This is a genomic window from Caballeronia sp. LZ065 (genome assembly GCF_031450975.1).
Taxonomy (GTDB): domain Bacteria; phylum Pseudomonadota; class Gammaproteobacteria; order Burkholderiales; family Burkholderiaceae; genus Caballeronia.
In genome coordinates, this window is record NZ_JARUXV010000004.1 from 1 (window position 1) to 26,908 (window position 26,908).

The following is a 26,908-nucleotide window of genomic DNA, read 5'->3' on the forward strand; positions in this document are numbered from 1 at the left end:
GAGCGTCTGCTGTTTCATTGTCTTTTGGCTAACTCGTTGCTTGTGCGCTCTATAACGCTCGACCCGCACAAGCGGTGGACTTAATCAGCGTTGCCCTAACGCACCGGATTCTTTCCTAAGCAGCACTCCGGTACGCGATGCCGTAAAGACGCGGACCTCCCTTACTTCTTCGCCGCGTCGATCTTTGCATCGGCGGCCGCCTTGTTTGCGTCGCTTTGCGCCTCGACTTTTTGCTTGTCGGCCTTGGCTTGTGCTACATCGGCATCCTTGGCCGAGTCCTGTTTCTTCTTGTCTGCCTTGGACTGTGCGGAGTGCTTCTTGTTCGCCTTGGCTTGCGCCTTGGCGGCGTCGCCGCGCGCACCGGAAGCCTGTTCCGGCGTGGTCGCCTGCGCTACCTTCGCGGCTTCCTTGTTGGCATCGGCCTGTGCCGATGCCTTGTCTTCATTCGCGGATGCCTGAGCCTTCGCGGCATCGTGCTGCGCGTCCGCCTTCTTCTGATTGGCCGCTGCCTGAGCCTCGGCCTTCTCCTGGTTTGCCTTCAGTTGTGCCTTGCCTGCATCGGTAGTGGCCGTCTGAGCGAAGACGGTAGTCACGAGCATGGCGGATGCGAGAGCAGCGACGAGCTTCTTCATGGTTTGACACTCCCTGTTCTTTTCTGGTTGGCGCGTGGCGCAGTACGCCGCGCTGACGGACATAACGCCAGGTCGCCTGGTGTCGTTGACGGGTTTCTCGTGACAAACGGTAACCAGTGGATAGCAAGTGAAACGGCGCAGGTAAGCATGATTCATTCGCCGGCACCGTGCGTCTTGCCTTACCGGTGGCAGGGCGCAACTGTTATCCATGCGGCAAATTCAATTCAGTTTGTAACTGCGTGACGGTAGTTTGGGATCCATAAGAAGTGAATCGGCCAAGCAATTTTTCAAGCGAATTTGCTAGAGAAATGCTTGCCGGCAAACTTGTAATTTTTGAAATGCGCGGTTACCAACTGCATCAGTTATTTCTTAGACAACTGCTTAAGATGACTTCCATCAACCCGGCTAAACGGGAATTGGAGAAGCTCATGAAACGCGCAGCACTTGTGTTCCTGATGATCGGCAGTTTGACGATGGCAGGCCAGGCCTCGGCACATGGACGCGGCGGCTATGGCGGTCATCACGGCGGCGGCGGAAATGGCGGCGCGATTGTCGGTGCATTGATTGGCGGCGCGGTGCTGGGTGCGCTGGTGTCGTCTGTGGCGAACGCGCAGCCGGCATACGCGCAGCCGGTTTATCAACAACCGGTCTATCAGCAACCCGCCTATGCGCAACCCGTGTACGCGCAACCGGCGCCGCCGCCCGGCTACTGCTACGACAACTATCGCGGCGCCTATGTGCCGTGCGGTTACTAAGTTGAGTGACCGGAGATGCGCGGCACGTCGCTTGCGCTAATGCGAATACGGCTGCAGCGGCACGAACATCGCCGCAGCCGACACGCACACTCTGGAGATTCGAAATGAACGCGACTACGAAGAAGCTGGTGATATCGGCGTTGGTGTTGGGCCTGTCGGGCGGTGTTTATGCCCAGGCGGGAGGTGGAGGTGGAGGTGGTGCAGGCGGCGGTGCGGGTGGCGGCGGCGCCGCTGCGGGCGGCTCGATGGGCGCGGGCGGCAACGGCTCCTCGGGCGCGGGTTCGGGCGCTGCCGGCAAGGGCGGCGGCGTGGGCATGGGCGGCACCGGCATGGGCGGCTCGTCCGACGGCACGACCGGCACAGGCACCGGCGCCAAGAGCGGCATGGGCAACGGCGCGACCAACGGCATGGGCCAGGATCAGGGCACCGTGCAGCGCAGCGCCCCGAACAACGGCAACATGAATTCCGGCGGCATGAAGTCGAACGGCACGTCGAGCGGCAGCGGCATGCAGAAGGGCTATTGATGGACCGATGAACACGCCCCGATGGGTGCGATCGCCGCGACGTCGACAGAACGTACTTGCGGCATCCGCCTGGCGGCGTTGATTGAAGCAGGAAGATTGAAGAGAGTGTGAAGCGCCTGAGCGGGCGCTTTTTTATTTTCCGCCGGCAGACGCCGGTTCGGCCGATGCCGCCGGCTCGAACGTCCTGGCGCGCAGGCTGACTTTTTCGGCATAGGCGCGCGATCCGCCATAGCTCTTCAGCGCGGCATCGAGATCGCCCTGTGCGGAGGTCATGTAGCCGTGCAGGATCGCCGAGCCTGCCTCGATGTTGTCTTCCGGATCGGTCAGGTCGATATTGCGCACCAGCGACTTATGGGCCGAGGGTACCACCTGCATAAGGCCGGTCGCGTGATTCGGTCCGCGGGCGGTTTCCTTGAAGCGCGATTCGATGGAAATGATCGCGAGCAACAAGGCCGGAGGAAGCGAATATTTCGATGCCGACGTCATCACGGCCGAAGCGATCGTCTGCGCCTTCTCGCGCGCTACGCCGAACTTTTGAGTCAGATATTCCGAAATCTTGTGACTTGTCTGCTCTGCCTTCGGGTCCTGCTGCACGGCGGGATCGCCGGCTGCCGGCACGGTCTGCTGCGCGAACGCGGCGGACGCGCAGCTCAGCGCGATGGCAAGGGCAGCGGAGAGGACAAGGTTTCGACGCATCGGATTCGGAGATCAAAGCGGAGCCGCATTATAGCCACATAAAAAATCGTTGTGGATCATGGACTTGTATTTAATCTGAAGTTTGTTTCAGATATCGGAACGATTTACGTCGGCCCCGCGCGCTTGGCGGCCGGAGACGAGATGCCTTCACCGGCGTCGCTGGAGAGCCGCAGGAACATCGGCAGGGACGCGAGCACCACGAGCGCGATGACGACAAAACCGCACGCCAGTTGCCAGCGCTCCGTCTGGACGCTGCCGGAAGCCAGCATGGTCGCCTGGATCGTGCCGGACGCCACCGTGACGCCGAGCGCCTTCATCAACTGTTGCGCGGTGCCCTGGAACGAGGTGGCGGCGGCGAGGCGCGGCTTGGGCACGTCGGCGAAGGCGAGCGCGCCCATCGTCGCGAAGCTGAGCGAGCGGCCGAGGCCGCCGAGCAGCAGGAGCAGGAAGATCGCGGCGGCGGGCCAGGCCTGCGACATCGTCGAACAGGCGAGCAGCACGGCCGCGAAGCACACGCTGCCCGCGCACAGCACCGTGCGCACCGTGAAGTGCCGCAGCGCGAGCGCGGTCATCGGGCGCATGCAGAACGAGCCGAGGGCGCTCGCGAAGGTCACAAGGCCGCTGGCCGTCGCGCTGTAGCCAAAGCCAGTCTGCAAGGTCAGCGGAACGAGAAACGGCAGCGCGCCGGCGCCCGCGCGGAACAGACTGCCGGCGACCGTCGCGGCATGGAAGGTGGGAATGGACAGCAGCGAGAAGTCGATGGCCGGATTCTCCGCCCGGCGGCAATGCAGGACCGTCGCGCGGAATAGCAGCAGGCCGACCGCCATGCAGATCCAGGGCACGCCGTCCGGCAAGACGCCGCGCCCGGCGCTCTCGATACCGATCATGAACAAACTCAGCGATGCGCCCGACAACAGCATGCCGCGCAGGTCGGGCGGCGTGCGGCTTTCGGGCGGCGAAGGCGGCAGCAGCTTCCACGTCAGCACCATGCCCGCGATGCCCACCGGCACGTTCACCCAGAAGATGCTGCGCCAGTTGAGGGCATCGGTGAGAAAGCCGCCGAGCGGCGGGCCGAGCAACGGGCCGACGAGCGCGGGCATCGTGAGCCAGGTGGTGGCCTGGAGCAGTTCCTCGCGCTTGACGCCGCGAAACAGGATCAGCCGTCCGACCGGCACCATCATCGCGCCGCCGAGCCCCTGCACGACGCGCGCGGCCAACAGTTGCGGCAGGTTCATCGCGGCCGCGCAGGCTATCGATGCCAGTGTGAACGTCGCGATGGCCCACATGAACACACGCCGCGCGCCGAAGCGGTCGGCGACCCAGCCGCTGGCGGGAATGAACACCGTCAGCGCGACGAGATAGGCGGTGATGGCGCTGCTGAGATGAACGGGATCGACGTGAAGGTCGCGAGCCATGGTCGGCAGGGCTGTCGCGACGATGGTGCCGTCCATGTTCTGCATGAACAGCGCGCTGGCGACCACAGCGGCGGTCATGCGGAAGTTGCGCTCGGTCACGATGCCGCGTCCAGATGCGTGCCGAAGGCTTGCTGCAAGGGCTTGTGCCTGACGCCTGTCGGGCGTGGTAAGGAAAAGGGTCGCATGCCGCACAGTCTAGCGCGATAAGCGCACGGCCGTTTCCAGACGCCGATCGTCCTTAACCCGCGATACGCGCCACGCCGGCCACCATCTCCATGAAATGCGGCAAGCCGGGCGTGACGCGCGCGGCGTCCTTCGCTTCGTCGTCCCAGCGGCGCAGCGCGAGCGCATCCTGTGCGTAGGGCCGGGCGAGGAAGGCATGCGCGGCTTCGTGGTCGAAGACCCCGCCCTGCAATTGCAGGCTGCGTACCGAATCGGCGGAAAGCCGCGCATGATAAGACGCATCGATGGAACACAGGCAGCGCTTCGCATCGACGTGCAGCCGGATCGGTTCGAGCACGGCGTCCGGGAACAGCGGCCGCAGAAAGGGCAGCGCGTAATACTGATGCAGATCGTCGATGCCGCGTTCCGTCGGCGTTTCGCCTTGCTGATTCAACAGATGGCCAAGGTCATGCAGCAACGCGGCCACGATCAGTTCACGGCTCGCGCCGGCCTGTTCAGCGAGCGTCGCGCTTTGCAGGGCGTGCTGCAATTGCGTGACGGGTTCGCCGCTATAGGCCATGGAACCGTGCGTGTCGAAGAGATGCTGGATGTCGTCGAGCGTAAGGGCCATGGATGCGCTGAGCGTTGCCGGATCAAACCCGACATCATCGCGCCGCTTCATGACACAACGATGGCGCGCGCTGCAATGCGACAAGGAACTCGTCCGATGCCTCTCTCGTTTCGCCGCCGCGCCGAACTCGCCGGCCTCGATCTGCATTCGCGGCGCGAGGTGCGCCGCATTGCGTGGCATTTCGCGCAACGGCACTGGACGCTGCATGCACCGGCCTTCGTGTGGATCCTCTTCGTGCTGATGCATCTGCGCTATCACCTCGTGCCGGAGCGCCGCGACTATCTGGCGATCACGCTCGTGCTCTTCGTCGTGGCGGTGGTGAACATCCGCTTGCACATCTCGCGCTATCTGAAGGCTGCGCGCGCTGTCTTCGACCGGACAGGCAGTGCATTTCCTGTGAAATGAAGCGGCGTGCTGCGCTGCCGCATCGAGGGGGAGCCCGTGTTAGGATGTTCGGCGACCCGTACTCACCGAACGCACTATGGCCACGCTATACGAAACGCTCGGCGTGAACGAGCACGCCACCAACGAAGAGATCAAACGAGCGTATCGCAAAGCCGCGATGCGCTGCCATCCGGATCGCAACGTGGGCAACGAAGCCCAAGCCCACGCGCAGTTCCACGAGATCAAGGAAGCCTACGCAATCCTGTCCGATCGCAGCCAGCGCGAGGTTTACGACCGGACGTTCGCGGCGGAGATGCGTCGTTGGGAAGAGCGTGTGCGTCAGGAAGAAGCGGAACGCGCGGCACGCGAAGCGAAGGAGCGCGAGGCGCGGGAAGCGCTGTATGCGGAGCGCGTGTCGCTGGCGATGCGCTTTGCATCGCTTGGACATAATCGCGATGTCGTGTTCGGCGTCCTGCTCGGCGCCGAATGCGATGAACCTTCAGCGCGGCAGATTGCGGACAGTGCGATTGCCTTGCACGAATCACGTCAGCAGAGCACGGCGGAAATAGTCGAGGAAGACGAAGAAGCCGGGAAGACCGAAGAGAAAGAGACGAGCGCCGCTGGCCCGGTGAATCCGCTCGGCGCGATGTGGTTTCAGTTCCTGAACAACTTGCGGCTCTGAGCGTGACGGCTTATGCCGCCAGCATTTCGCCGCGCATGTTGCGTTGCCGGGGCGCGGCGGGATACACACACCAGTGTCCGTCGTCGTGACGGAAGAAGAACAGCGCTCGCGACGCCTGTCCGTGCGACGCCTCTACACACACATAACGCCGGCCGTCGGGACGGGTGCGGCTGAACTGCCTGACTCGCACCGGCATGCTTCCGGGCGCCAGCCATTTATCTACCTGATAACGAAGGGACTGCTCGTTCGCGCATTTCATTTCAGTCTCCAGCACGCGGCCTTCATGATCCGGATTACGGCGAGACGCACGCCGGTCTGAACCACTCGAAAACCCTTGCCGCATTGCATCACGTTCCTCCCAAAGCGCTTTAACTCTACGCCCCTCGCCCTTGAGCGGAGCCGTTTTTGCGAAATAGCAACAGAGAGCTTCAAGCGCTTGCCCCGTTCATGCACGCAGAATCCTTACCGCCGATGGACCTATGCTCGTGCAACGCGATGCGCGGATATGTACGCGAACGGTCATATCAAATGGCCGATGCGTACGCTAGCCGTCACTGGAGATGAAGCGAGCCGCATGCCCGAGCCACGCGCCGTCCGTAATCAAAGCGGACGCGCGAAGCTCAGTTCGTGACCGTCGGGATCGGTGAGATGGAAGTAGCGTTCGTGCCAGGGTGCATCGCGCGGTTCGAACTGCGGTTCGATGCCGTTGGCCTTGGCCCGCCGAAAGAACGCATCCACGTCGGACACATGGATGATGACGCGGCCCCAGAATTGGATGGGCGCGTGGGTTTCGCTGGTGAGATTGAGGTACGAGCTGCCGAGCGCGAACGAGCTGAACGTCTCGCCCTCACCGCCGTACAAAAGACGCAGGCCGAGCGCTTGATAGAAGCGCACGGCGCGCGCCATGTCGCCGGTGGCGAGCGTGATCGCGCTCAGGCTGTCGACGCAGGCTTCGTCGTCGTGATGCGGAGGTTCCGGCGCGTGCGAGTCAGTCATGCGTGATGGGTCATCCCGGGTGTGAATGGTGCGAGACGAGCGGCAGCACCGAAAGATCCGGATGCGTGCCGTCGATGATGCTCTTGCCGACATGCCGCGCCTCATCGACGGCATCGGGCGCGCTCCGGTAGGCGTCGTCGCCGTCGGCATGGAAATGGACCGCTTCTCCTGGCACCTCGGCATGCGCGCCGGGCCGGCACACATGGCCAATATAAACGAAGCGGTCCACTGCGAGAGGCGGCGCATGTTCGGGCGTCAGTTTCAACTGAGGCAGCACGTGGATCTCGAACCCCTCGTACTGGAACACCTGCCATTGAGCGGGATCGTCAGGCATGATCGCCTCCTTGGTGTGGTTCGCTCGTCGATCCACGTTACTCCTGTTGTCGCGGCGAATCCATCGAGCATTGCCTTCACGAAAGCGTCAGGCGCCCGGCGCGTTCTTGAGCGCGATGCGGATCGGCCCGCCGATGCTGTTGAACAGCAGGTCGCCATCAGGAAGATATTCGACCACGCCATACGCGCCGTTGCCCAGGTTGCCTTGCCCAAGCGAGACGCGATGCACCGTCGCACCCGTATTCCAGTCCATGCCGGTGATTTCCCAGCCGCTTTGCGGATAGTAGCCGTTCACGAAGACCATGCTGGACCCCGTGCTGATGCTCGGCACCATGCTGACCGAAACGACATCGCCACGCGCCCAGACCGTGCGCCAGCGATGCGCCCGCCGATCCCACTCGAAGCGTTCGACGCCTGACGCCGGCGGATTGACCGGACCGAGCGCGAGCACATCGACGAGCCTGTCCTTGTCCCGCTTCCGAGCGGCATTGTTCGCCACGAACGCGCCGTATCCGCTCACCGCCACGGATCGTCTGGACTGGATCACATCGGGCAGCTTCGCGAGCCCCGCCGTAACTGGAATCTGCCCGGCAATGCGCGCGGACGGCGTGCCGGGAACCGGCTTCCACCCGGCGGGAATCGCGTCGCGCCAGAAGGCGACGAGGTTCATGCGGGGAGCGCCGTCGGTGATGACGACCAGCTTGTCCGCATCCAGGCCGTTGCCCATCAGGGTGGGCGTCGAGCCGGTTCCCTGGCCGTGTTCGTAGGGCGCTTTCCAGGCGCCGTCGGTTTCGTCTTCGGAGAGCTTCGTGCCGGTCCACACGAGCTTGTGCAGCGCGCGGCTGGAGGCGACATAGATGCCGCCGTGCGCGTCGATGCAGAACGAATTGCTCACCACCTCGTCTGGCGCGAAGCGCACGGTGTAAGCCTGGCCTTCGAGCGAACGGTCCAGCACGCTGAGCGTGGTGGTCGACGCAACGACGAATTTGCCGTCGTAAGTCATGCCCATCCCGATCAGGAACGACCGGCCGATGATCGGCGTCATGTCGATGGTCTTGAGCAGCCGGATGCCCGCTTCGGGATGCATTGCATCGAGCAGCCCGAACTTGCTGATCTTGCCGTTCGTGCTGTTGAAGTAGACGTGGTTGTCGCGATCGACGAGCGAGTACGCGCCGTTGACCGCACGCGTCCAGTCGACGCCATACGCCTCCGACACAGCCTTGCGAATCTGTTCGACCGAAGTGAACGTCTGGTCGAGCACCCTGGCGTGCGTGACGGCGGAGATGAGCCGGGTGTGCTGCGCCGGCATGCGCGCCACTTCGCGCAGGCGTCCTTCGGAGACGTCGATATAACTGACGCCTTCGCTCGATACGCCCCACATGTAATCCGGCGATGTCGAGGCGAGCGTCATGACGTTCACCGGACCCGCCACGACGCGCGGGAAAGCGCGCGGATCGACGCTGAAGAAGCCGCGCTCGACCGGCCAGGGAAACGCGTCGCTCTGGGCGGAGTCGACATGCGTGATCGCGAGCCGGGGCGCCGCGAGATACGGATTGGCGGGCGGCTGCCCGGCGGACTGGGCGGCGGCGAACCCGGCGACGCACAGCAGCGACGCGGCCAGCGCGCGGCTGGACTTGCTGAACAGAGTTGACTTCATCGTTGGGCGTGATGCGGCGCGCGGCCGTGACTGACGGGAGGGCGGTGTGAGACCTGCGTGACTGTCCGCTGGTCGGTCGCGGAAGACAATCGGCCGGTTCCTATAAAGCAGCGGTTCCCGGCAAAGAAGCTGATTAAGGCGCGATAGCCGCCAAATTGACAGTGCGCGCGTGCCTGACGGATACTTTTTTCGCTTCGGGCCTGCACGTTTTTTCCACAGTCGTTTGAAGCAGGTCGAGGCGCCTCGGTCGCACGAAGCACCGCATCCGTTCCCCATTCGTCAGCCGTTTCGTTGCCCATCCTCGGGAGGGCGCCTTGAAGCCAGGCACGACCGAATCCACCGTACGCATGCGCGCGATGCCGCGTCTCACGGCCCTCGCCGGCGACGTGACCGCGGGCACCGTCTCCACGCTCGTCATGCTGTGCTACGCAATGAGCTTGGGCACGCTGATCTTCAGCGCCGACCTCGCGCGCTACGCCGAACTCGGCGTTCCCACTGCGCTGGTCAGCTGCATCGTCACGGCCTTCGTCATCGCGCTCACCAGCTCGATGCGCATGAACATCGGCGGGCCGGACAGCAATGCCACCGCGTTTCTCGTCGGCGTGGCGGCGGGCGTCGCGAGCAGCGTGCGCGCGAATGGCGGCTCGCCCACGGTGATCCTGCTGACCGTGCTGGTGGCCATCGCGCTGTGTTCGCTCGTCACGGGCCTGATCCTCTTCGCGATCGGCTCCTCGAAGAAAAGCCGCTCGCTGCAATTCCTCCCCTATCCGGTGATGGGCGGCTTTCTCGCCGGCACCGGCTATCTGCTGATCGCAGGCGCGTTTCGCGTGCTGACGGGACTCACGCTCGACTGGCACACGCTGCCCATGCTTGCGCGCTTGTCCTGGCTCGCGTGGGTGCCGGCGCTGTTCGTCGGTGCGCTCGCCACGCTGCTTGCACGCCGCTGGCGCCATGCGGCCGCGATGCCGATCACGCTCGCCATCGGCATCGCGCTCTTCTACGGACTGCTGCACCTCGCGGGCATCTCGCCCGAGGAGGCGCGCGGCATGGGCCTGCTGCTCCAGCACGTGCCGGTGCATGCGCTGCACATACCGGAACTGCATCTGCCGTCGACGCTCGCGCGCGGCGAGATCGACTGGCATGCGATCGTCGTGCATCTGCCGGAGACGCTCATCGTCACGTCGGTATCGGCGATCACGATCATCATGAACTCCACCGCGATGGGCGCGGCGACCGGACAGGACATCGACCTCAACCGCGAGATGCGCGCCGCCGGACTCGCGAACATCGCGAGCGGTCTGTTCGGCGGCATGGTCGGCTATCAGTCGTACAACCGTTCGATGCTCAACGCGCGCGCGGGCGCGACGAGCCGCGTCGCCGGCGTGTTCGCGGCGCTCGCCTGCCTGTTCGTGCTGATTGCATCGCCCGATCTCGTCTCGCTGTTTCCGGTGCCGGTGCTCGTCGGCATGCAGCTGTACATGGGGCTGCGCCTGATGATGGACTGGCTTGTCGGCGCGTATCGCCGATTGACGTGGCACGAGTATCTGCTCGTGCCGCTGATCCTCGGCGTGATCGCGTTCTATGGCGTGATTGCGGGCGTCGTGGCGGGCGTAGTGGTCGCGTGCGTGACCTTCGCGCTGCTCTATGGCCGGGCCGGCTGCGTGCGCATGGAGTTCGACGGCCGCACGCGGACGTCGAACGTCGAACGCAGCATCGAGGAAACGCGGCTGCTGATGGACCGGGGCGACGAAATCTGCGGTGTCTGCCTGCAAGGCTTCCTTTTCTTCGGCTCTGCGCATTCGATGTTGCAGCGCATCCGCGAGCGCATTCGCGGGCATAAGCCGCGACCGGTCCGCTATGTCGTGCTCGATTTCGCGTGGACCAACGGGATGGATGCATCGGTGTCGCTGGCGTTCGTGAAGCTGCGTCAGGCGTGTGTTTCGATCGGCGCGGACCTCGTGCTCACGGCGTTGCCGGAGGGCTCGCGCGCGCTGCTGGCGCGCACCGGGGCGCTGGCGCTCGGCATTCGCGAATTCGCCTCGCTCGATGCAGGGCTCGAATGGATCGAAGCGCAACAGCTCGCCGCCTCGACGGAACACGCGGCGGCTTGCGCAGCATCGTCCGACTTCCGCACGCTGCTCGCGCCGCACTTCACCGAGCGCGCGCTGGCGCAACTGGCCGCGCGGCTGGACCTGCGCGAGATCGGCGCGGGCCAGGCGCTGTTCCGGCGCGGCGACGCGGGCGATGCGCTCTATATCGTCGAGGCGGGCCGCGTGACAGTGTCGCTGCCGCTGGCGAGCGGGCGTTCGGTGCGGCTGCGGTCGTTCGGGCCGGGCACGATCATCGGCGAGATGGCGGTGTACACGCATGCGCCGCGCAGCGCGGACGTGGTCGCCGACGAGCCTGCCCGCTTGAGGCGCATGACGCTCGCGGCGCTGAGTGCGCTGGAGCAGGACGATGCGCTGACGGCACAGGAGTGGCATCGCTTCGTCGTGAAGATGATGGCGCTGCGGCTGGCGGTGGCGGACGAGGCGCTGCGGGCGGCGTCGTGAGTGCGCTGCGGACTTGATCGGCAAGGAGATGACCGGTATGTTGAACGCGGCCGCTCAACCTCGAGACCCCGACCATGATCCGCAGATTACGCGCGCCGCTGCTGCTGCTGCTGGCGCTCTCCGCTACGGGGCTGCATGCGCAGACGGCGCGGCAGACCATCGCGATTCCCGATTGCACGCTGATCGACGACAACGCCGCCTACAACGATGCCGCCACCAACCGCGATCAGGCCGCGCGCCTCGCGATGGTCAGCAGCGCTTTGCGCGACGACCTGAGCCAACGCGGCCTGTTCCAGGTCGCCGACAACGCCGGCGCGCGCGACCTGATTGCATCGCTGCAAGGTGCGCAGGACATGAGCGCCTGCAACGGCTGCGAACTGCGCGTGGCGAAGCAGCTTGGCGCCACGCGCGCGGGCGTGTGCTGGGTGCAGAAGATCAGCAATCTGATCCTCAACATCAACCTGCGCGTGGAAGACGCCGCCAGCGGCAAGACGGTGTTCCAGCGCTCGGTGGACATGCGCGGCAACACCGACCTCTCATGGCAACGCGCGGCCAAAGCGCTCGCCGATCTCGTCGCCGCCGATCCCGCCGCCACGCGCTGAAGCCGCACGCGACGCACTAAAACCGCCGGGCGTGCGGAATTCGGGAGTTTCTCCCGGCCTCCAGCGTTGCCAGTGCCGCGTCGATTGGGCTAAGTTGGCCTGAGCAGGCCGCCTACACATCGTGCCGGCCAGAATCGCAACCGCTGGAGACAAACATGCAAGTCAGAATCAAGGCGGCGCGCCTTGCCTGCGCGTCGGTCATCGCGCCATCGCTGGCCCTTGCGGCCGGCCTCGCGCAGGCCGCCGCGCCGACCGCCTACGTGACGACCGAAAACGCCGGCGTCGGCGTCATCGATCTGGACAAGCTTTCACTCGACAAGACCTGGGACGTCGGCAAGGACGGCCCGCGCGGCCTGTCGCTGAACAAGGACGGCACGCGTCTTTATGTGGCCAACAAGGCGACCAGCGATCTCTCGGAAATCGATACCTCGACGGGCAAGGTCGTGCGCCGCGTGAAGATCGGCAAGAATCCGGAGTTCGTGCGCGTGTTCGGCGGCCATGCCTATGTGACTTACGAGCCTGGCGAAAGCGGCGGTCCGCCGAAGCCCGGCGAGCCGGAGAAAGACGACGATCCAAACTCGCCGCCGGCCGAAATTGCCATCGTCGATCTGAAGAGCATGAAGGTCACGCATTCGGTGAAGAGCGGCCATGAGACCGAAGGCGTCGAGTTTTCGCCGGACGGCAAGCTGATCCTCGTCACCAACGAAGGCGACGATACGGTGTCGGTGTATCGCGTCGGCACCGGCAAACCAGTGCGCACCGCGAAGCTTCCGAAAGGCTCGCGCCCGCGCGGCATCAAGGCGTCGCCGGATGGCAAGAGTTATGTCGTCACGCTGGAGAACGCGAACAAGTTCGTCGTGCTCGATGGCGGCAGCCTGAAGGTCATGAAGACCGTCGACACGAAGACGGGCCCGTACGGCGTGTCGTTCGATCCGTCGGGCAAGCGCTTGCTGGTTGCCGCGTCGCGCGACAAAACGCTGCAAGTGTTCGACGGCGCCACTTATGAGCACGTGCAGGACGTGCCGGTCGGCCAGCGCTGCTGGCACTTCAGCTTCACGCCGGACGGCTCGAAGCTGCTGCTCGCCTGCGGCCGTTCGAACGCCGTCTATGTGCTCGACGGCGCCGACTACAAGGAGATCAAGCAGATCGGCGACTTGCCGCTGGCATGGGGCATCGTTACGTATCCGCCGAGCGCGGGATCGATCGTCGGACGCTGAACGCTGAACCACAATACAAAACGGCCGCCTCCAGGGCGGCCGCTTTGCTTTCAGCATCAAGTCACTTCCACGCGTAGCGCATCCCCACCCAGACGCCGCGCGGCGCACCGACGCCCAGGAACTGTTCGTTCACCGTGTCGCCGCCGCTGAAGGTGTGATTCGGCCCGTTGAAGAAGTTCTCGCCGAGAATCGCGAAGTTCGCATAACGCTTGTTGAGCAGGTTCTTCACGGTCGCATACACCTGCAATTGCTTGGTGATGTTGTAGGTGGTGTCGAGATCGATCAGGAAATAGCCCGCCACGCTGCCGTTCGTATCCTGGTTGTTCTCGTCGCCGCGCGCGAAGATATTGCTGCGGTACGTGACATTCGTGCCGATGTTCCAGCGCGCGAACGGGTTGTAGTCGACGCGCATCTTCACCGTGTTGGCGGGAATGCCCGGGATGCGGTCGCCGGAATGCACGGTGATGTTGCCGTCGTCGTCGGCGCTTGAATTGGACGCGCTGCTTTCCGTCCAGGTCGAGCGATAGGTCGCGTTCACATAGCTGTAGCTTGCCGCCACGCCGACCGGTCCCCACTGCGTGCGGCCCGCGAGTTCGAAGCCCTGGCGGCGCGTCTTGCCCACGTTCTGGAAGTAGCCGAGCGTGCTGGCCGCGCCCTCGCTGCTGACGAACTGGATATCGTCGGACAGGGTCGTGCGGTAGGCCGCCGCGCTCCAGGTCGTGTGATTGCCGAGCCGGCCGCGCGCACCGATCTCGAAGGTGCGCGAAATGACGGGCTTCAAATCCGGGTCGGCGATGAAGTCGTTCGGCAGCGAGCAGGGCGCGGCCGGGTCCGCGCATGCGAGTTCGATCGCCGTCGGCGAGCGCATGCCTTCGTTGTACGTGGCATAGGCGGTGAAGGTCGGCGTCGGATTCCAGTTGAAGCCCACGGCCGGATTGAAGCGCGAGAACGTGTGGCGGCCGTCGAGCAGCGGCTGCACGCCGCTTTCATCGCCGATGGTCGCCTTCGACCAGTTATAGCGGCCCGCGAGCGTCATCGACCATTGTTCGGTGAAGGAGAACGTGTTCTCGAAATAGATGCCCCAGTTCTCGTTGCGCGTCTTGGCGTCGGTGGTCGGCACGAAGGAACCGGTGCCGATGGTCGCGCGGTTGTCGGTGAACTCGGCGGCCTGTTCGGCCTGCGAGAAGTGCGAATTGGCGAAGTCGCCCGCCGCGCCGAGAATCAGCTGGTTGTCATGGCCGAACAGCTTGTTCAGCAGCGTAAGTTGCAGGCTCGCGCCGTAACTGTCCGTCACGATCACGGACTGGTCATTGAAGGCCTGGGTGAGTTCGTCGGAATCGTCGCCGTCCGGGTCGAAGTCGTCGTTGACGTTCGAGCTCACGTTCTTGTTGCGATAGTGCCGGTAGTACACATTGCCGCTCAACTGGATATTCGGCGTGATGTAGTGTTCGGCATTGATCGTGATATAGCCGACCTGGTTCTCGTTCATGTCCGGGAACGTGTAGGCCTGGCGGAAGTTGTCCATGAACGAACGCGGGATGGTCTGCGAGCCGTTCAGCGTGTTGTCGGCGCCGCCCATCGAGACCGAGATGGTCGTATCCGCGTCCGTATAGCGGATCTTGCCGAACGCCTGGCGCAGCTTGCTCGAATTGTGATCGGCCCAGCCATTGTCGTTCGTGATGTTGGCGGTGAAATAGTAGTCGAGATGATCGCCGATCACGCCGCCCTGCTCGATCTGCGCATATTTGCGCCCGAACGAGCCGAAGCCGACATCCACATTGCCGCCCGGATTGCTGCGGCCGTTCTTGGTCTGCACCGCAATGGCGCCGCCCAGCGTGTTCAGGCCGAAGGTCGGGTTCGAGCCGGGGATGATCTGCATCGTCTGGATGGCGGCCTGCGGAATCAGGTCCCAGTTGACGACATCGCCGAAAGGTTCGTTGATACGCACGCCGTCCAGGAACACGGACAGCCCCTGCGGTGTACCGAGCAGCGGCGAAGCGGTGAAGCCGCGATAGTTGATGTCCGACTGCGAGGGATTGCCCTGCGCGTCATTGATATCGATGCTCACGACGTTCTTCTGCAAATAGTCCGTGGTGGTTTGCGAGTGCTGCGCTTCGATGTCCGCGCCCCGGATGGTCTGCACGTTCGCGGGCACCTTTTCGAGCGGCGTGCCGACGCCGACGAGCGGCGTCGTTCCCACCACCACGACGTTGGGCAACTGCACGGTCGGCGGCGCGCTGGCGGCCGCGACTGGCGCTTCGGCGGTGTCCGGTGCGGGCGGCGTCTGCGCCCATGCGGCCACCGTGATGCTGGCGAACGCGCTGCCGAACACGAGCCGCAGTCCTGCTCGGGGTTTGAACGGATGCGCGGGCGCGCGCCTGCGCGGCATGCTCTTCATCGTCATCTCCACTTGTCGTTATTTGATCCACGCGAAACCAGGCGAAAGGAAGCTTCCCTTAAATGAAAGCGTCGCATAAGAACACGCGCGTGGACCGGGAGCTTTTCCCGATCGCGCAGGGAAGGGTTCCCAATCGCGTCGCGCATGACACAAGCGACACCGCCGCCGTGCGTAGAATGGATTCCGTGATGCCGACCGACTCCCTTCCCTCGCAAACACACGACGCCGACGATCAGCGCGTGCTGCCTTCGTCGCGCTCATCGGTGCGGCGCGATCTCGCGCTCGTCCTCGTGCTGACCTGCGTGGCCGGCGCGCTGTTCGCCCACTTCGACTTCAGCGAATACGCCTACCGCCTGACGCGCGGCGCCGAGCGCTTCCAGCTCGATGAACTGCCGCCGACGCTCGTCGTGCTGGCCATCGGTTGCGCGTGGTTTGCGTGGCGGCGCTATCGCGAGGCGCAGTCGGAAGTGCGGCTGCGGCGGGCGCTGGAGGAAGAGGCGGAACATCTGCTGGCCGAGAACCGCCGGCTGGCCAATCAGGCGCTCGCCGCGCAGGAAACCGAGCGTCGTCATCTCGCGCGTGAACTGCACGACGAACTGGGCCAGTACCTCAATGCCATGTCGCTCGATGCAGGGCGCATCCGCGATCTGTCGGCGGGACGCGAAGTGGAAATACATCGGCTGGCGCAGTCGCTGATGCAGAACGCGACGCATGTATACCGCGAGATCGGCGGGATGATTCGCAAGCTGCGGCCGAGCGGACTCGATGAATTCGGCCTGCCCACGGCGCTCGAACATTGCGTCGATGGCTGGCGCGAGCGTCTGCCGGAAGCGCGCTTCACGCTGGCCGTCGACGGCGACTTTGACAACCTCAGCGATGCGCTCAACATCACGCTGTACCGGCTGGTGCAGGAAGGCCTGACGAACGTGTCGAAGTTCGCGCGCGGCGCGCGGGTGGAGATCTATCTGGCGCGCGCGCCGGAAGAGATCGTCGTGACGATGGCCGACGACGGTCCCGGCGTCGATCTCGCGAAGCCGCGCAAGGGGCTGGGTCTGATCGGCATGCGCGAGCGCGTCGAGGCGCTCGGCGGCGCATTCCAGATTGCGAGCGAGCCCGGCTCAGGCTTTCTGTTCTGCGCGCGTGTGCCGTCTCAGGCGGGACTGCCGTTGCCCGTGACGGGCGAGAACGAAGCGAGCGAAGCCAGCGACGCTTCGGCCGACATGGCGAAATCGGCGAAGTGAAGCCCCAGCCGGTTGGCGATCTGCGCGAGCTGCACGCCGTTGTCCACGCCGAACTTCTGCCGGATCACCGATTGATGATTCGCCACCGTCTTCTGGCTCAGCCCGAGCTTCTCCGCGATGCTCGTCAGCGTATAGCCCTGCACGAGCAGACGCAGCACCTCGAACTCGCGCGCCGATAACTGGCGTCCCGGCGGCCCGTCCTGAATCGTGGCGCGCAAGGCGAGCGCCTGCGAGATATCCGGGCTCAGATAGCACACGCGCCGCGCCACCGAGCGCACGGCTTCGACGAGCACGTCGGGCGCGCTCGCCTTGGTCACGTAGCCGCGCGCGCCGGCATCGAGTGCGCGGCGCACGAAGATCGCTTCCTCATGGACGCTGAAGATCAGCACGTGCGCGTGCGGCTCGCGCGCCAGCATGCGGCGCATCGCCTCGATGCCGCTCGCGCCGGGCAGCGCGAGATCCATCACGACGACATCCGGTTGCAACGCACAGAACTTCTGATAAGCCTCGGCGGCGTTCGCGGCCTCGCCCGCGACGTTCACATCAGGGCTCAGTTCGAGCAGACGCTTGTAACCTTCACGGACGACGGCATGGTCATCCACGAGCAGCACGGAGATATCGGCAGTCATGGCGTGTCTTCTCCTTCTTCTGAACCATTTGCGCGGGCTTGCGCCGCGATGCGCCGGGAATTCGCATCGTTGCGGAAGACGATGGGTTGCTCCTGCGGTTCCTGCCTGACTGATGCGGCGCGCACCACTTCGATGACGCGCTCGTGATGCGGAGACTTGTCGCAGACCGGGTCTGCGTTGGCGGGGTCTTGCGTGAGCAGATACGCCTGACAGCGGCAGCCGCCCATGTCGATGGACTTCTCGTCGCAACTGCGGCACGGCTCCTTCATCCAGCCGAAGCCGCGAAAGCGGTTGAAGGCGTCGCTCTCGTACCAGATGTCCTTGAGCGGCGTCTCGGTCACGTTCGGGAACGTCAGGCCCGGCAGCGAGCGCGCCGTGTGGCACGGCAGCGCCGCGCCGTCCGGTGCGATGCCGAGGAACACCGAACCCCAGCCGTTCATGCAGCGTTTCGGGCGGCGCTCGTAGTAATCCGGCACGACGAAGAAGATCTTGCAGCGGTCGCCGATCTCCTGCCGATAGCGCTTGACCACGGCTTCCGCTTCGTCGAGCTGTTCCTTGGTCGGCATGAGTTGCGCGCGGTTCGCGTGCGCCCAGCCGTAGTACTGCGTGTTCGCGAGTTCGAGATATTCGGCGCCCATCGCGAGCGCCATGTCGATGATGCGTCCGATGTGCGGCAGGTTATAGCGATGCAGCACGCAGTTGAGCACCATCGGAAAGCCGTGCGCCTTGATGAGGGTCGCGACGCGCTTCTTGTAGTCGAAGGTCTTCGTGCTGGAGAGGAAGTCGTTGAGTTCCTGCGACGAGTCCTGGAACGACAGCTGGATGTGATCGAGACCGGCCTCCTGCAACGCGCCGATGCGCTTCTCCGTCAGCCCGATGCCGGACGTGATGAGGTTCGTATAGAACCCCAGCTTGCGCGCCTCGGCGACGAGGGTTTCGAGATCGTCACGCAACAGCGGCTCGCCGCCGGAGAAGCCGAGTTGCGCCGCGCCCAGCGCGCGCGCCTGGCGCAGCACGTCGAGCCATTGGTCGGTGTCGAGTTCGCGCGTGTGGTCGGCGTAGTTCACCGGGTTGTAGCAGAACACGCAGTGCAGCGGACAGCGATAGGTCAGCTCGGCGAGCAGCCACAAGGGCGGCGCGACGGGCGTGCCTTCGTGTTCGGGTCGGGCGATCGGTTCGGACAGGTCGGTCATGACGCTACTCCAGCCAGCCTCGCGCACGCGCGCCGGCGATGAACGCGCGCACGTCGTCGCCGAGGCTGCTTGCGTTGAATGCCGCCTCGAGGTCCGCGACGAGCGCCGGAATGTCGCGCGTGCCGTCGCAACGCAGAAGGATCTGCGCGGCGCTTTGATTGAGCTTCACCATGCCCTCGGGGTAAAGCAGCACGTGCGCGTCCTGCGCCGGTTCCCACTGCAAGCGGAACAAGCGTTTTAGTTGCGGATGCAACGAATCGTCCGGCGCTTCGACGGCTTCCTGCTTGCGTTGCGTTGGGCTGTCGCTCATTGCGGAAAGGCCTTTTCGATGGAATCCAGCATGGTCCAAAGGATGTCGAGCTTGAACTGCAGGATGTCGAGCGCGCGCTGCTGTTCGCGGCGCGTCGTGAAATGCGCGAGCGTTACTTCGAGCCCGTGCTCGACATCGCGCTGCGCCAGCGACACGCGCGAACGGAAGTACGCAAGCCCGTCGGGCTCGATCCACGTGTAATGCGCGGGCCAGGTCGCGAGGCGGTCCTTGTGGATCTGCGGCGCGAACATCTCGGTCAGCGACGAGCACACCGATTCCTGCCACGGCGCACGCCGCGCGAAGTTCACATACGCATCCACGGCGAAGCGCACGCCCGGCGTCACGAGTTTGAGCGACCATAAATCGTCGCGCGAGAGGCCGACTGCATCGCCGAGCCGCGCCCAGGCCTCGATGCCGCCGGGCTGGTCTTCATAGCCGTCGTGATCGAGAATGCGCAGCACCCAGCGACGCCGCGTGTCGCGGTCAGGACAATTCGACATCACCGCCGCGTCCTTCAGCGGAATGTTGATCTGATAGTAGAAGCGGTTCGCGACCCAGCCGCGTATCTGTTCCTTCGAACAGCCGCCGCCGTTCATCTTCACGTTGAACGGATGATGGATGTGATACGCCGTGCCCTTCGCGCGGAGTTGCGCCTCGAACTCCTCGCGCGTCCACGCGGGTCCGTCTTCGGTCACTTTCGTGAAGAGCGGGCCGGTGGTCGGGTTCAGCATCGGATCGAACATCAAACGGTCTCCAGTGCGTGCAGAGGTCATAACTCAAAGCTCATGCCGTCGTGCGCGACTTCGATGCCGTGCTCCGACAACATGCGTCGTTCAGGCCCGTCCTCGATGAGGATCGGGTTCGTGTTGTTGATGTGGATCAGCACCTTGCGCACGCCGGGGCGGTCGATCGAATCGAGCACCTCGATCATGCCGCCCGCGTCGCTCTGCGACAGATGGCCCATGTCGCGGCCGGTCTTCTTCGTGAGGCCGAGACGGATCATTTCGTCGTCGGTCCAGACGGTGCCGTCCACGAGCAGCAGATCCGCCGTGCGCATCGCATCGAGCACGTGCGGCTCCAGCGCGCCCAGTCCCGGTGCATAGAACGCGCGCTTTCCGGTGGCGTCGTTCGTGAACATCAGGCCGATGTTGTCGCCGGTTTCGGGCGCATCGCGATGTGGCGAATAGGGCGGCGCCTTGCTGGAAAGCGGCAATGCATCGATGCTCACGCGCGGCAGTTCGGGCACCGCCAGCGCGGCGCCGTCGAGCGCGATACGCCGATGCTCGACGCCGCAGTAATGCGAGAGGATCGAGGTGAGCGGAAAGCCTGTCGAGAGGTCCTGCCAGACGGCGTCGGTGGTATAGAGCGGCAACGGCGTGCCGCGTTCGCGCAGCATCAGCAGACCGGTGACGTGATCGATCTGCGCGTCCATCGTGATGACCGCCGCGATGCCGGTATCGCGCACGCGGCGCGCGGGCTGCAGTTCGGGATTCGCCGCGATCTGCGCCAGGATGTCCGGAGAAGCGTTGACGAGCAGCCAGTCTTCGCCGTTGTCCGTCACGGCGATGGAGGACTGAGTGCGCGCGCGGGCCGCGATCGTGCCGCGCCGGACGCCGTCGCAATTGCGGCAGTTGCAGTTCCATTGCGGGAAACCGCCGCCCGCCGATGAGCCGAGCACACGAATCTTCACGGCCACATCCTCCGCAGGAGACCGTCGCGGTCAATCAACTGATGTTTCATCGCCCCGAGAAAATGCAGGATGACCAGCGCGGCCATGATCCACGCGAGATAGCCATGAATGCCGAAGAAGATCTCGCGCATGTGTTTGTCGTCGGAACCCCACTGCGGCAGCGCGAGACCCCAGAACTTCGTGCCGAACTTGTTGAAGGACGAGCCGAGATAACCGGTGAGCGGCATCGCCACCATGCCAACGTATAAAAGAGCCTGCGTAATGCTCGCGGCGGCGCGTTGCCACGTTCGCATCGGCGGCAGAGGCGGCCGGCCATAGGCCAGGCGTACCAGGATGCGGATCAGCACCAGCAGGAAAACCGTGATTCCGAGCGACTTGTGGAAGTTGATGAGGTCAGACTTGAACGGCAGCCCGCGCGGCAGGCCCACCATATAGAAGCCGATGCAAAGCATGGCGATGATCGCGACGGCGATCAGCCAGTGCAGCGCGATGATCGGGCGTGCGTAACGCTCGCTGGCCGCGCCGAGGCGGCCGTTGCGCGTTGCGGAGGTCCGCGCGGTGCTCATGAAGTCTCTCCCGTGAAATTGGATTTCGTTCTACAGGATACAAGTTTCATTTTTTCCCGCTGGCCAAGAATTGGCGATCAGCAATTCCCCCCGGCCGTCTACGGCAAGGTCGCCCGCGTAGCGTCGCGGCAACACATTGCCGGAGCATGTCGAAAAGGGTGCCGTTTCGGGAGTCGACTCGCGCGCGAGCATGCGGACGAAAAGTCTCCAGAAGACCTCGAAGCCCTGGCCGCCTTCGGTGAAAGTAGGCGGAATGGCGGCGGGCGCGTGCGCGAGAAGTACCGTGCCGCGCCGCATCCCGTAAGCCGGATGCGCGCCGACCTTCCCGCCGATGCATACCGTCCCCGCGATCAGGCGCGAGGCCGCGAAGTCGCCGGCATCGCCGCTGACGAGCACCGTGCCGCGCCGCATGCGGTCCGCGAGCCGCGCGCCTGCATGGCCGTGGATCACCAACGTGCCGCCCGCCATGCCTTCCATGTCGCCGGGCAGCGCCGCGGCGGCGCAATCGCCGGTGTTGCCCTCGATGGTGATGCGTCCGCCCTGCATCTCGCACGCGGTGAAGAGGCCCGCGTCGCCGGCAATGAGCAAGGCCCCGCCCGACATCTTCAGGCCCGCGTAATCGCCTGCATGGCCGCGTACCGTCAACGCGCCTTCGGTCATGTTTGCGCCGAGACGGTCCAGCCAGGGCACGTCGCCTTCTATCGACACGGAAGGGTGGTCGGCGTGCTCGTGGCGGATGTCGAACAGATCGCCGAGCGCGCAGCGTTCGCCTGCGCCTTGCATGGTGATGCGCGGCAGATCGGCGGGCGCGGTGGCGGCGAGCGTCGCGGGCAGTAAATTCGACGCATCCACGCGAAAGCCCGGCGCAGTTTTGACCCGCAGCGTGATGGCGCTCATCCCCGGCTCCCGTCGAGGCCGCGCGCCAGCTCGTGCAGCTTGAAGTGATACGGCCCGAGCTTGCCGCCGTAGTTGCCGGCGGACACGCGCAGCACGCCGCCCGCGCGGCCGATGCGCGTTGCGGCCGCGATGCCCGCGGTCATGGCGGCGCCGACGTCGGCGTCGGTGAGGCCGTCGATCACGATCTCCAGCACGCAGCCGACATCGGGCGTCAGTTCGCTCTTGTGCGAGAGGCCGACGAGCGTCGGACAGAAGGCGTCGTTGGTGGACGCCGGAGCGCCCGCATATTTCGATCCGATCTTCGAGCCCGAGCGCACGACGCCGCCCGGAAACGGCGTGATGATGTTCGGCAGCGCGTGCATGGCGGCGACGGCGGCTTCCGCGGCATGCAGCGCGCAGTCCATGTCGCGGGCGAGAAACAGCAGATTGCCGCCGCCGACCGCTTTCACGGTCGCGGTGAATTCCTCGCAGACGAACTCGCCGTCCATCACCGGCACGCGCCAGTAACGAGTGCCGTCGAGCACCTTGGAGATCTGCCAGCCGTCGCCGAAGAAGCGCAGCGCGGCGCCGAGCGGCGCGTTGTCGGAGAGCGGCGCGCGGCTCGTTGCGGGATCGATGCCGCCATATACCGCCGTGGTCGGACACGTCAGCACGCATTGCCCGACGCGCCGCGCAATCTGCTTCGCCAGTTCCTTCGTTGAGATCGCGAAGATCAGCACGGCCACGCCGGGCCGGCCGTCGGGGGTGTCGTCGCCCGACAGATCGCGCTCGATGCCCGCTTCGCAGCCGCAGTCGATCACGGAGGTCGCGAAGCCCGTCAGCGAGTTCGCCGCGTGGCGGGCCCAGACGGGCGTATGGGCGGTGATGACGAGGCGCGTGGCCTTCATCGGGAAGGCTTCGGCGAAGGTGTCGTCGATCTGGGTGTCGTTGATGCGCATGCGCTAACCTCCGCCCGCCGCGAGGCACGCGACCGGCAGCAGCCTGCCGCCGTTGCAGCAGGCGCAGATTTCGTCGTCGCCGATGGCGATGTTCTCGAAGCGCGTGGCGAGATGCGTCTGCGCATAGTCGCGCACGCGCTTTTCGATCGAGCGGTCGTAGTCCGGGCTGACGAAATGAATGCCGCCGGTGGGTGTCGCGAGCAGCGTGCCGTCGCGCGCGATCAGTTCGCCGTCCTTGAACACGTACGCGGGCGAGGTGAACATGCGCTCGCGGTCGGGGTCGTCGCGATATACGGCGATGTCGGCCGCCGCGCCCGCGCCGAGATGCCCGCGATCCGTCAGGCCGAGCAGCTTCGCCGGGCCCGCGCGCGTGATGATCGCGATGTCATACAGCGAGAACTCGCGCGTGATCTCGGCGAGTGCGCTGGCTGTTCTGGCATCGGCGTGCAGTGTGTCGAGCTGGGCATCGCGGAAGGACTTGTCCATCAGCAGGCGAATCAGATGCGGATAGCTCGTGAACGGGCCGCCGTTCGGATGATCGGTGGTCATCGAGACACGCCAGGGATCGTTCACGAGCAGGAAAATTTCGAGCCCGATGATCCATTGCAGCCCGTTCACGAAGCTTTGCTCGCGATACTTGAACGGCACGACGCCGCAGCCCGCGTCGCATTCGATATCGCCGAGGATCCATTTGCGCGGACGTGCCATCGGCGTGTTTTTGAACTGCATCATCGTGTCGCCGGACGCGGTGACGGTCTGGCCGAAGATGACCTGACCCACGTCGATGGTTACGTTGGGACGTGCGTTGACCGCTTCGGCAATGGCCCGCGCGCCCGACGAGAACTTGCGCGGCCCTCCGGCGCCGTAGCTATGGAACTGGATATGGGTCAGATGAATGGGCAGGCCTTCGGCGGCGTCCATCGTCTTGATGGTCGATTCCACGTTGCCGGGCACGCCGAGATTGCTCGTGTGGACATGCAGCGGATGCGGCACGCGCAGCTCGGTCAGCGCTTGCGTGAGGGTGCGCAGCACGTCGCGCGGCGTGATGCCGTAGTGAACGTGCTGCTCGTCGACATCGAGGGAGCGCTGATTGAACTTGAACGCCGAGATGCCGCCTGGATTGACGACTTTCACGCCGAGCGCCTTGCTCGAATGCAGGGTCCAGCCGACGTAATCGCGCAGGTGTTCGAAGTCGTCCTGCGCGGCGAGCATCTGGAGGAAGAGTTCGTCGTTGCCCATCATCACGTAGGCGCCGTGATCGATGATGGGGGTGTCGCCCATTTCCAGATGCGCGTGGCGAGCGTTCGACGCGATCATGGCCGGCTCGAAGGCGGCGGTGTAGCCCATTTCCGCATAGCGATAGCCGGTCGCGAGCGTGCCGGGTGTGCAGGTGCCACACGAGGGCAGCCGCAGATAGCGGCCTTCGTTGGGACGCTCGGGGACGGCGCGCGGGTCGTCGCGATGGTCTTCGGGTAGCAGCAGACGCGAGAGATTCGTCTTGCCGCCGCCGATATGCGAATGCAGGTCGATGCCGCCGGCCATGACGACCATGCCGTGCGCGTCGAAGTCGCGTTCGGGGGCGATGCTTTCTCCGTTTGCGTCAGCGACGATGCGGCCGTCGCGGATCAGGATGTCGCGTGCTTCGCCGTCGATGCCGTTGACGGGATCGTAGAGTGTGCCGCCGCGGAGTCGCGTGAGGCTCATGGGCGGTTCCTCGCCTGTGTGAGGCGTGCGGCGATGGCGGCGACGCTGGGCAGGCTGCTATCGCGCGCGGCGGTGAGGCGTGCGACGACGGAGGTATCGATGCGGAACAGATGTCCGCCGCTGTCGATGCCCGGCGTTGCGACGGGGATGAACACGGTCGGGCCTTTGCGTGGCGGCAGCCGGGTTGCGGGATGACCGAGCACGATGATGGGGATGGTGTCGTCGAGGGCGGCGGGAAGGGGTTCGGGTGTGAAGCTGGAGACCCAGAGCAGCGTGTCGATTTCGCCTCGGCTCAGCAGCGTGTGTGTGCGATAGCGGTACGGATCGTGATCGAGCGGCATGCCGTAGGCGACGCGCGTGCGCAGTGGGAAGCCTGAGAGCCAGGTGGTGGTTTGATTGACGGAGAGGGCGCCGTCGTCGCCGGAGAGGGCGAGGGCGCCGGCGCGCGTGGTGCGATTGAAGGCCTTGACGATGCGCTGTAGCGCTTCGATGGCGAGCGCGGCGTGCGGTGCGGGCAGCGCGGCGGGTTCGAAGATGAATGCGGTGTAGTGCGCGGCTTGGATGCGTTCGGTCAGCGAGGCGAGATCGGCGTGCGGGATGGGCCGACTGGATTCGAGGTGCGCGGACCAGAGTGCGAGGAGGTCGAAGGGATCGTGGCCTGCGAGGATCGATTCGGTAGGTGGGGTGCGGGCGGCCTGATCGGCGCTGCGTCCGATGAATACGATGGGGACGTCGCGTCCGGGCTCGGCGATGCGTTCGTAGAAGCGTGGGTAGTGCAGCGATGGCTCGCTGGCGAACACGACGATCAGATCGGCGCGTGAGCGTATTTCGGATAGCGTGGTGAAGAAGGCGCCGCGATCCTGGAGTGCGCGGGTGGTGTCGGCGAGGGTGTCGCCGTGGAGGTGATCGAGGATGGCGCCGCAGTGAGCGGCGAGTTTATAGATCGCGCGGGCGCCGGCGATGTCGGTCGTGAGGCCGCCGAATAGCGGGCGATGGGCGTTTGACAGGATCTCGGTGGCTTGTCGAAGCGCTGCTTCGGGATCGGTGGCTTGACCGTCGATTTCGGGGGGGCGGGTTGTGTCCTGCGGGTTTATATGCGCGAGAGCTTGGGTAAGCCGCCGGCAACGGGCGGTGAGGGTGGCCAGCGGAAAGTCGTCGCATAGCAATGGGCAGAACGGACACGTCCAAGGGGTCTCTTCGCCGATTGCCTCGGCGGGTGGGCTTCCGGGTTCTGGTGTCGGGGGCATGGTCGAGGCTTTGAGCAAACTCCATGCCGGTTTGGCGCTCGTTGGGCTCGCTCTTTTGGGTTTGGTCTTTCGCTTGCGTTGCCATGGACTTCCCGTATTCGCGTTGGTCTGTTAGCACTGCCCCTCCCCGGGGCGGGGGTAACTTTCTTTGCGGCTGCAAAGAAAGTCACCAAAGAAAGCAGCTTTTCTTTCCGCCCAAGGTCAAGTTACGGGCGCAGCACAGAACCTTGTTTCTGGCCCGGCAGTAGCGAGTGCCCTCATAGGCCTAACCGGGCTTGGATCGCGGACCCACTGTGAAATCGCACCATTGAACAAACTGGTGCAGCCCTTGAATGCTCCGGCGCAGCGCTACGCGCCGCCGTCCGGTCAATCGGGTCTGCCCGTGCCTGTTTGCTAACGCCTCCATCTCATTGCTCTTGCCTCCCACCGGTTTCCCTTGCATACCCTGCGGCAGCGCGTAGCGCTGGGCCGGCGCTTTCAATGGCTGCACCATTTCGTTAAGCGGCGCGTTGTCATGTTGGGTCCGCGATCCAAGCCCGGTTAGACCTTTGAGGGCACTCGCTAGTGCAGGGCCAATGAGGTATTTCTGAGTCGCGCCGCTGGGTGGACCTTGGGCGGTAAGAAAGCTGCTTTCTTTGGTGACTTTCTTTGCAGCCGCAAAGAAAGTTACCCCCGCCCCGGGGAGGGGCAGTGCTAACAGACCGACGCGAATACAGGAAGTCCATAGAAGCGCAGGCAAACACAAGCAACCCACGCGAAGGACCAGAGCGAAGACCAGGGCAGTACTAACAGACCGACGCGAATACAGGAAGTCCATAGAAGCGCAGGCAAACACAAGCAACCCACGCGAAGGACCA

Annotated in this window: 27 protein-coding genes; 8 read left to right on the forward strand and 19 right to left on the reverse strand. The window is 64.7% G+C overall.

Annotated features, from left to right (window positions below; all coding sequences use genetic code 11):
- Nucleotides 1-161: 161 nt before the first annotated feature.
- Nucleotides 162-695, reverse strand: a complete 534-nt coding sequence (locus QCE63_RS26720) for a hypothetical protein (RefSeq protein WP_404990191.1) — start codon at nt 693-695, stop codon at nt 162-164.
- Between the two features lie 365 nt (nt 696-1,060).
- Between QCE63_RS26720 and QCE63_RS26725 the strand changes: the two genes are divergently transcribed.
- Nucleotides 1,061-1,387: a hypothetical protein gene (locus tag QCE63_RS26725; RefSeq protein WP_309837377.1), complete on the forward strand. Its 327-nt coding sequence runs from the start codon at nt 1,061-1,063 to the stop codon at nt 1,385-1,387.
- Nucleotides 1,388-1,491: 104 nt separating this feature from the next.
- Entirely contained in the window at nt 1,492-1,911 is a 420-nt protein-coding gene (locus tag QCE63_RS26730) for a hypothetical protein (protein ID WP_309837379.1), read from the forward strand.
- A gap of 132 nt (nt 1,912-2,043) precedes the next feature.
- On the opposite strand, the gene QCE63_RS26735 is transcribed toward QCE63_RS26730, so the two are convergent.
- From QCE63_RS26735 to QCE63_RS26745, 3 genes are all read right to left on the reverse strand, one after another.
- Nucleotides 2,044-2,505: a lytic transglycosylase domain-containing protein gene (locus QCE63_RS26735; RefSeq protein ID WP_404990192.1), complete on the reverse strand. Its 462-nt coding sequence runs from the start codon at nt 2,503-2,505 to the stop codon at nt 2,044-2,046.
- A 206-nt stretch (nt 2,506-2,711) separates the two neighbouring features.
- A complete protein-coding gene (locus QCE63_RS26740) occupies nt 2,712-4,100 on the reverse strand; it encodes a DHA2 family efflux MFS transporter permease subunit (protein ID WP_404990221.1) in 1,389 nt (462 codons plus the stop codon).
- Between the two features lie 160 nt (nt 4,101-4,260).
- The gene (locus QCE63_RS26745) at nt 4,261-4,815 is read right to left on the reverse strand and encodes a phosphonate degradation HD-domain oxygenase (RefSeq protein ID WP_309837385.1); all 555 of its coding nucleotides are present in this window, start codon (nt 4,813-4,815) and stop codon (nt 4,261-4,263) included.
- A gap of 96 nt (nt 4,816-4,911) precedes the next feature.
- Between QCE63_RS26745 and QCE63_RS26750 the strand changes: the two genes are divergently transcribed.
- Both QCE63_RS26750 and QCE63_RS26755 read left to right on the forward strand, forming a co-directional pair.
- Nucleotides 4,912-5,220, forward strand: a complete 309-nt coding sequence (locus QCE63_RS26750) for a hypothetical protein (protein WP_309837386.1) — start codon at nt 4,912-4,914, stop codon at nt 5,218-5,220.
- Nucleotides 5,221-5,296: 76 nt separating this feature from the next.
- Nucleotides 5,297-5,881, forward strand: coding sequence for a J domain-containing protein (locus QCE63_RS26755; protein WP_309837387.1), 585 nt, complete (start codon nt 5,297-5,299; stop codon nt 5,879-5,881).
- 10 nt (nt 5,882-5,891) lie between these two features.
- Here the strand turns inward: QCE63_RS26755 and QCE63_RS26760 are convergent, their stop codons facing one another.
- The 4 genes from QCE63_RS26760 to QCE63_RS26775 form a co-directional block, all read right to left on the reverse strand.
- Nucleotides 5,892-6,140 (reverse strand): hypothetical protein, encoded by a 249-nt coding sequence (locus QCE63_RS26760; protein WP_309837388.1) that lies wholly within the window; start codon nt 6,138-6,140, stop codon nt 5,892-5,894.
- A gap of 341 nt (nt 6,141-6,481) precedes the next feature.
- Complete coding sequence (locus tag QCE63_RS26765) at nt 6,482-6,877, reverse strand: VOC family protein (protein WP_309837389.1); 396 nt, start codon at nt 6,875-6,877, stop codon at nt 6,482-6,484.
- 10 nt (nt 6,878-6,887) lie between these two features.
- Complete coding sequence (locus tag QCE63_RS26770) at nt 6,888-7,211, reverse strand: hypothetical protein (protein ID WP_309837391.1); 324 nt, start codon at nt 7,209-7,211, stop codon at nt 6,888-6,890.
- 87 nt (nt 7,212-7,298) lie between these two features.
- The gene (locus QCE63_RS26775; protein WP_309837392.1) at nt 7,299-8,867 is read right to left on the reverse strand and encodes a hypothetical protein; all 1,569 of its coding nucleotides are present in this window, start codon (nt 8,865-8,867) and stop codon (nt 7,299-7,301) included.
- Nucleotides 8,868-9,223: 356 nt separating this feature from the next.
- On the opposite strand from QCE63_RS26775, the gene QCE63_RS26780 reads away from it, so the two are divergent.
- The 3 genes from QCE63_RS26780 (at nt 9,224) to QCE63_RS26790 (ending at nt 13,238) form a co-directional block, all read left to right on the forward strand.
- The gene (locus QCE63_RS26780; RefSeq protein WP_309839257.1) at nt 9,224-11,419 is read left to right on the forward strand and encodes a SulP family inorganic anion transporter; all 2,196 of its coding nucleotides are present in this window, start codon (nt 9,224-9,226) and stop codon (nt 11,417-11,419) included.
- A gap of 74 nt (nt 11,420-11,493) precedes the next feature.
- Nucleotides 11,494-12,021, forward strand: coding sequence for a DUF3280 domain-containing protein (locus QCE63_RS26785; protein WP_309837394.1), 528 nt, complete (start codon nt 11,494-11,496; stop codon nt 12,019-12,021).
- A 155-nt stretch (nt 12,022-12,176) separates the two neighbouring features.
- Entirely contained in the window at nt 12,177-13,238 is a 1,062-nt protein-coding gene (locus QCE63_RS26790; protein WP_309837396.1) for a beta-propeller fold lactonase family protein, read from the forward strand.
- A 61-nt stretch (nt 13,239-13,299) separates the two neighbouring features.
- Here the strand turns inward: QCE63_RS26790 and QCE63_RS26795 are convergent, their stop codons facing one another.
- On the reverse strand, nt 13,300-15,642 hold the full coding sequence (locus tag QCE63_RS26795) for a TonB-dependent receptor (RefSeq protein ID WP_404990193.1): 2,343 nt from the start codon (nt 15,640-15,642) through the stop codon (nt 13,300-13,302).
- 170 nt (nt 15,643-15,812) lie between these two features.
- On the opposite strand from QCE63_RS26795, the gene QCE63_RS26800 reads away from it, so the two are divergent.
- Entirely contained in the window at nt 15,813-16,877 is a 1,065-nt protein-coding gene (locus tag QCE63_RS26800) for a sensor histidine kinase (protein ID WP_404990222.1), read from the forward strand.
- On the opposite strand, the gene QCE63_RS26805 is transcribed toward QCE63_RS26800, so the two are convergent.
- The 10 genes from QCE63_RS26805 to QCE63_RS26850 are packed head-to-tail and all read right to left on the reverse strand — an operon-like array spanning nt 16,787 to nt 26,051.
- Nucleotides 16,787-17,506: a response regulator transcription factor gene (locus QCE63_RS26805; RefSeq protein ID WP_309837401.1), complete on the reverse strand. Its 720-nt coding sequence runs from the start codon at nt 17,504-17,506 to the stop codon at nt 16,787-16,789. The two genes, QCE63_RS26800 and QCE63_RS26805, sit on opposite strands and share 91 nt — an antisense overlap.
- Nucleotides 17,503-18,699 carry a pyrroloquinoline quinone biosynthesis protein PqqE gene (gene pqqE / locus QCE63_RS26810; protein WP_309837403.1) on the reverse strand — a complete coding sequence of 399 codons (1,197 nt, stop codon included), beginning with the start codon at nt 18,697-18,699 and terminating at the stop codon, nt 17,503-17,505. Before pqqE ends, QCE63_RS26805 begins: the two co-directional genes overlap by 4 nt.
- A 4-nt stretch (nt 18,700-18,703) precedes the next feature.
- On the reverse strand, nt 18,704-19,009 hold the full coding sequence (gene pqqD / locus QCE63_RS26815) for a pyrroloquinoline quinone biosynthesis peptide chaperone PqqD (RefSeq protein WP_309837405.1): 306 nt from the start codon (nt 19,007-19,009) through the stop codon (nt 18,704-18,706).
- A complete protein-coding gene (pqqC, locus tag QCE63_RS26820) occupies nt 19,006-19,740 on the reverse strand; it encodes a pyrroloquinoline-quinone synthase PqqC (protein WP_309839260.1) in 735 nt (244 codons plus the stop codon). The genes pqqD and pqqC overlap by 4 nt, the downstream gene beginning before the upstream one ends.
- A gap of 38 nt (nt 19,741-19,778) precedes the next feature.
- Nucleotides 19,779-20,699 (reverse strand): pyrroloquinoline quinone biosynthesis protein PqqB, encoded by a 921-nt coding sequence (pqqB, locus tag QCE63_RS26825; protein ID WP_309837407.1) that lies wholly within the window; start codon nt 20,697-20,699, stop codon nt 19,779-19,781.
- A complete protein-coding gene (locus QCE63_RS26830; protein WP_309837408.1) occupies nt 20,696-21,265 on the reverse strand; it encodes a cytochrome b in 570 nt (189 codons plus the stop codon). The genes pqqB and QCE63_RS26830 overlap by 4 nt, the downstream gene beginning before the upstream one ends.
- A 30-nt stretch (nt 21,266-21,295) precedes the next feature.
- On the reverse strand, nt 21,296-22,162 hold the full coding sequence (locus QCE63_RS26835) for a formylmethanofuran dehydrogenase subunit C (RefSeq protein WP_309837410.1): 867 nt from the start codon (nt 22,160-22,162) through the stop codon (nt 21,296-21,298).
- On the reverse strand, nt 22,159-23,100 hold the full coding sequence (gene fhcD / locus QCE63_RS26840) for a formylmethanofuran--tetrahydromethanopterin N-formyltransferase (RefSeq protein WP_309837413.1): 942 nt from the start codon (nt 23,098-23,100) through the stop codon (nt 22,159-22,161). The genes QCE63_RS26835 and fhcD overlap by 4 nt, the downstream gene beginning before the upstream one ends.
- A 3-nt stretch (nt 23,101-23,103) precedes the next feature.
- Nucleotides 23,104-24,804, reverse strand: a complete 1,701-nt coding sequence (locus QCE63_RS26845) for a formylmethanofuran dehydrogenase subunit A (RefSeq protein ID WP_309837415.1) — start codon at nt 24,802-24,804, stop codon at nt 23,104-23,106.
- Nucleotides 24,801-26,051, reverse strand: a complete 1,251-nt coding sequence (locus tag QCE63_RS26850; RefSeq protein ID WP_309839262.1) for a formylmethanofuran dehydrogenase — start codon at nt 26,049-26,051, stop codon at nt 24,801-24,803. Before QCE63_RS26850 ends, QCE63_RS26845 begins: the two co-directional genes overlap by 4 nt.
- Nucleotides 26,052-26,908: the final 857 nt, after the last annotated feature.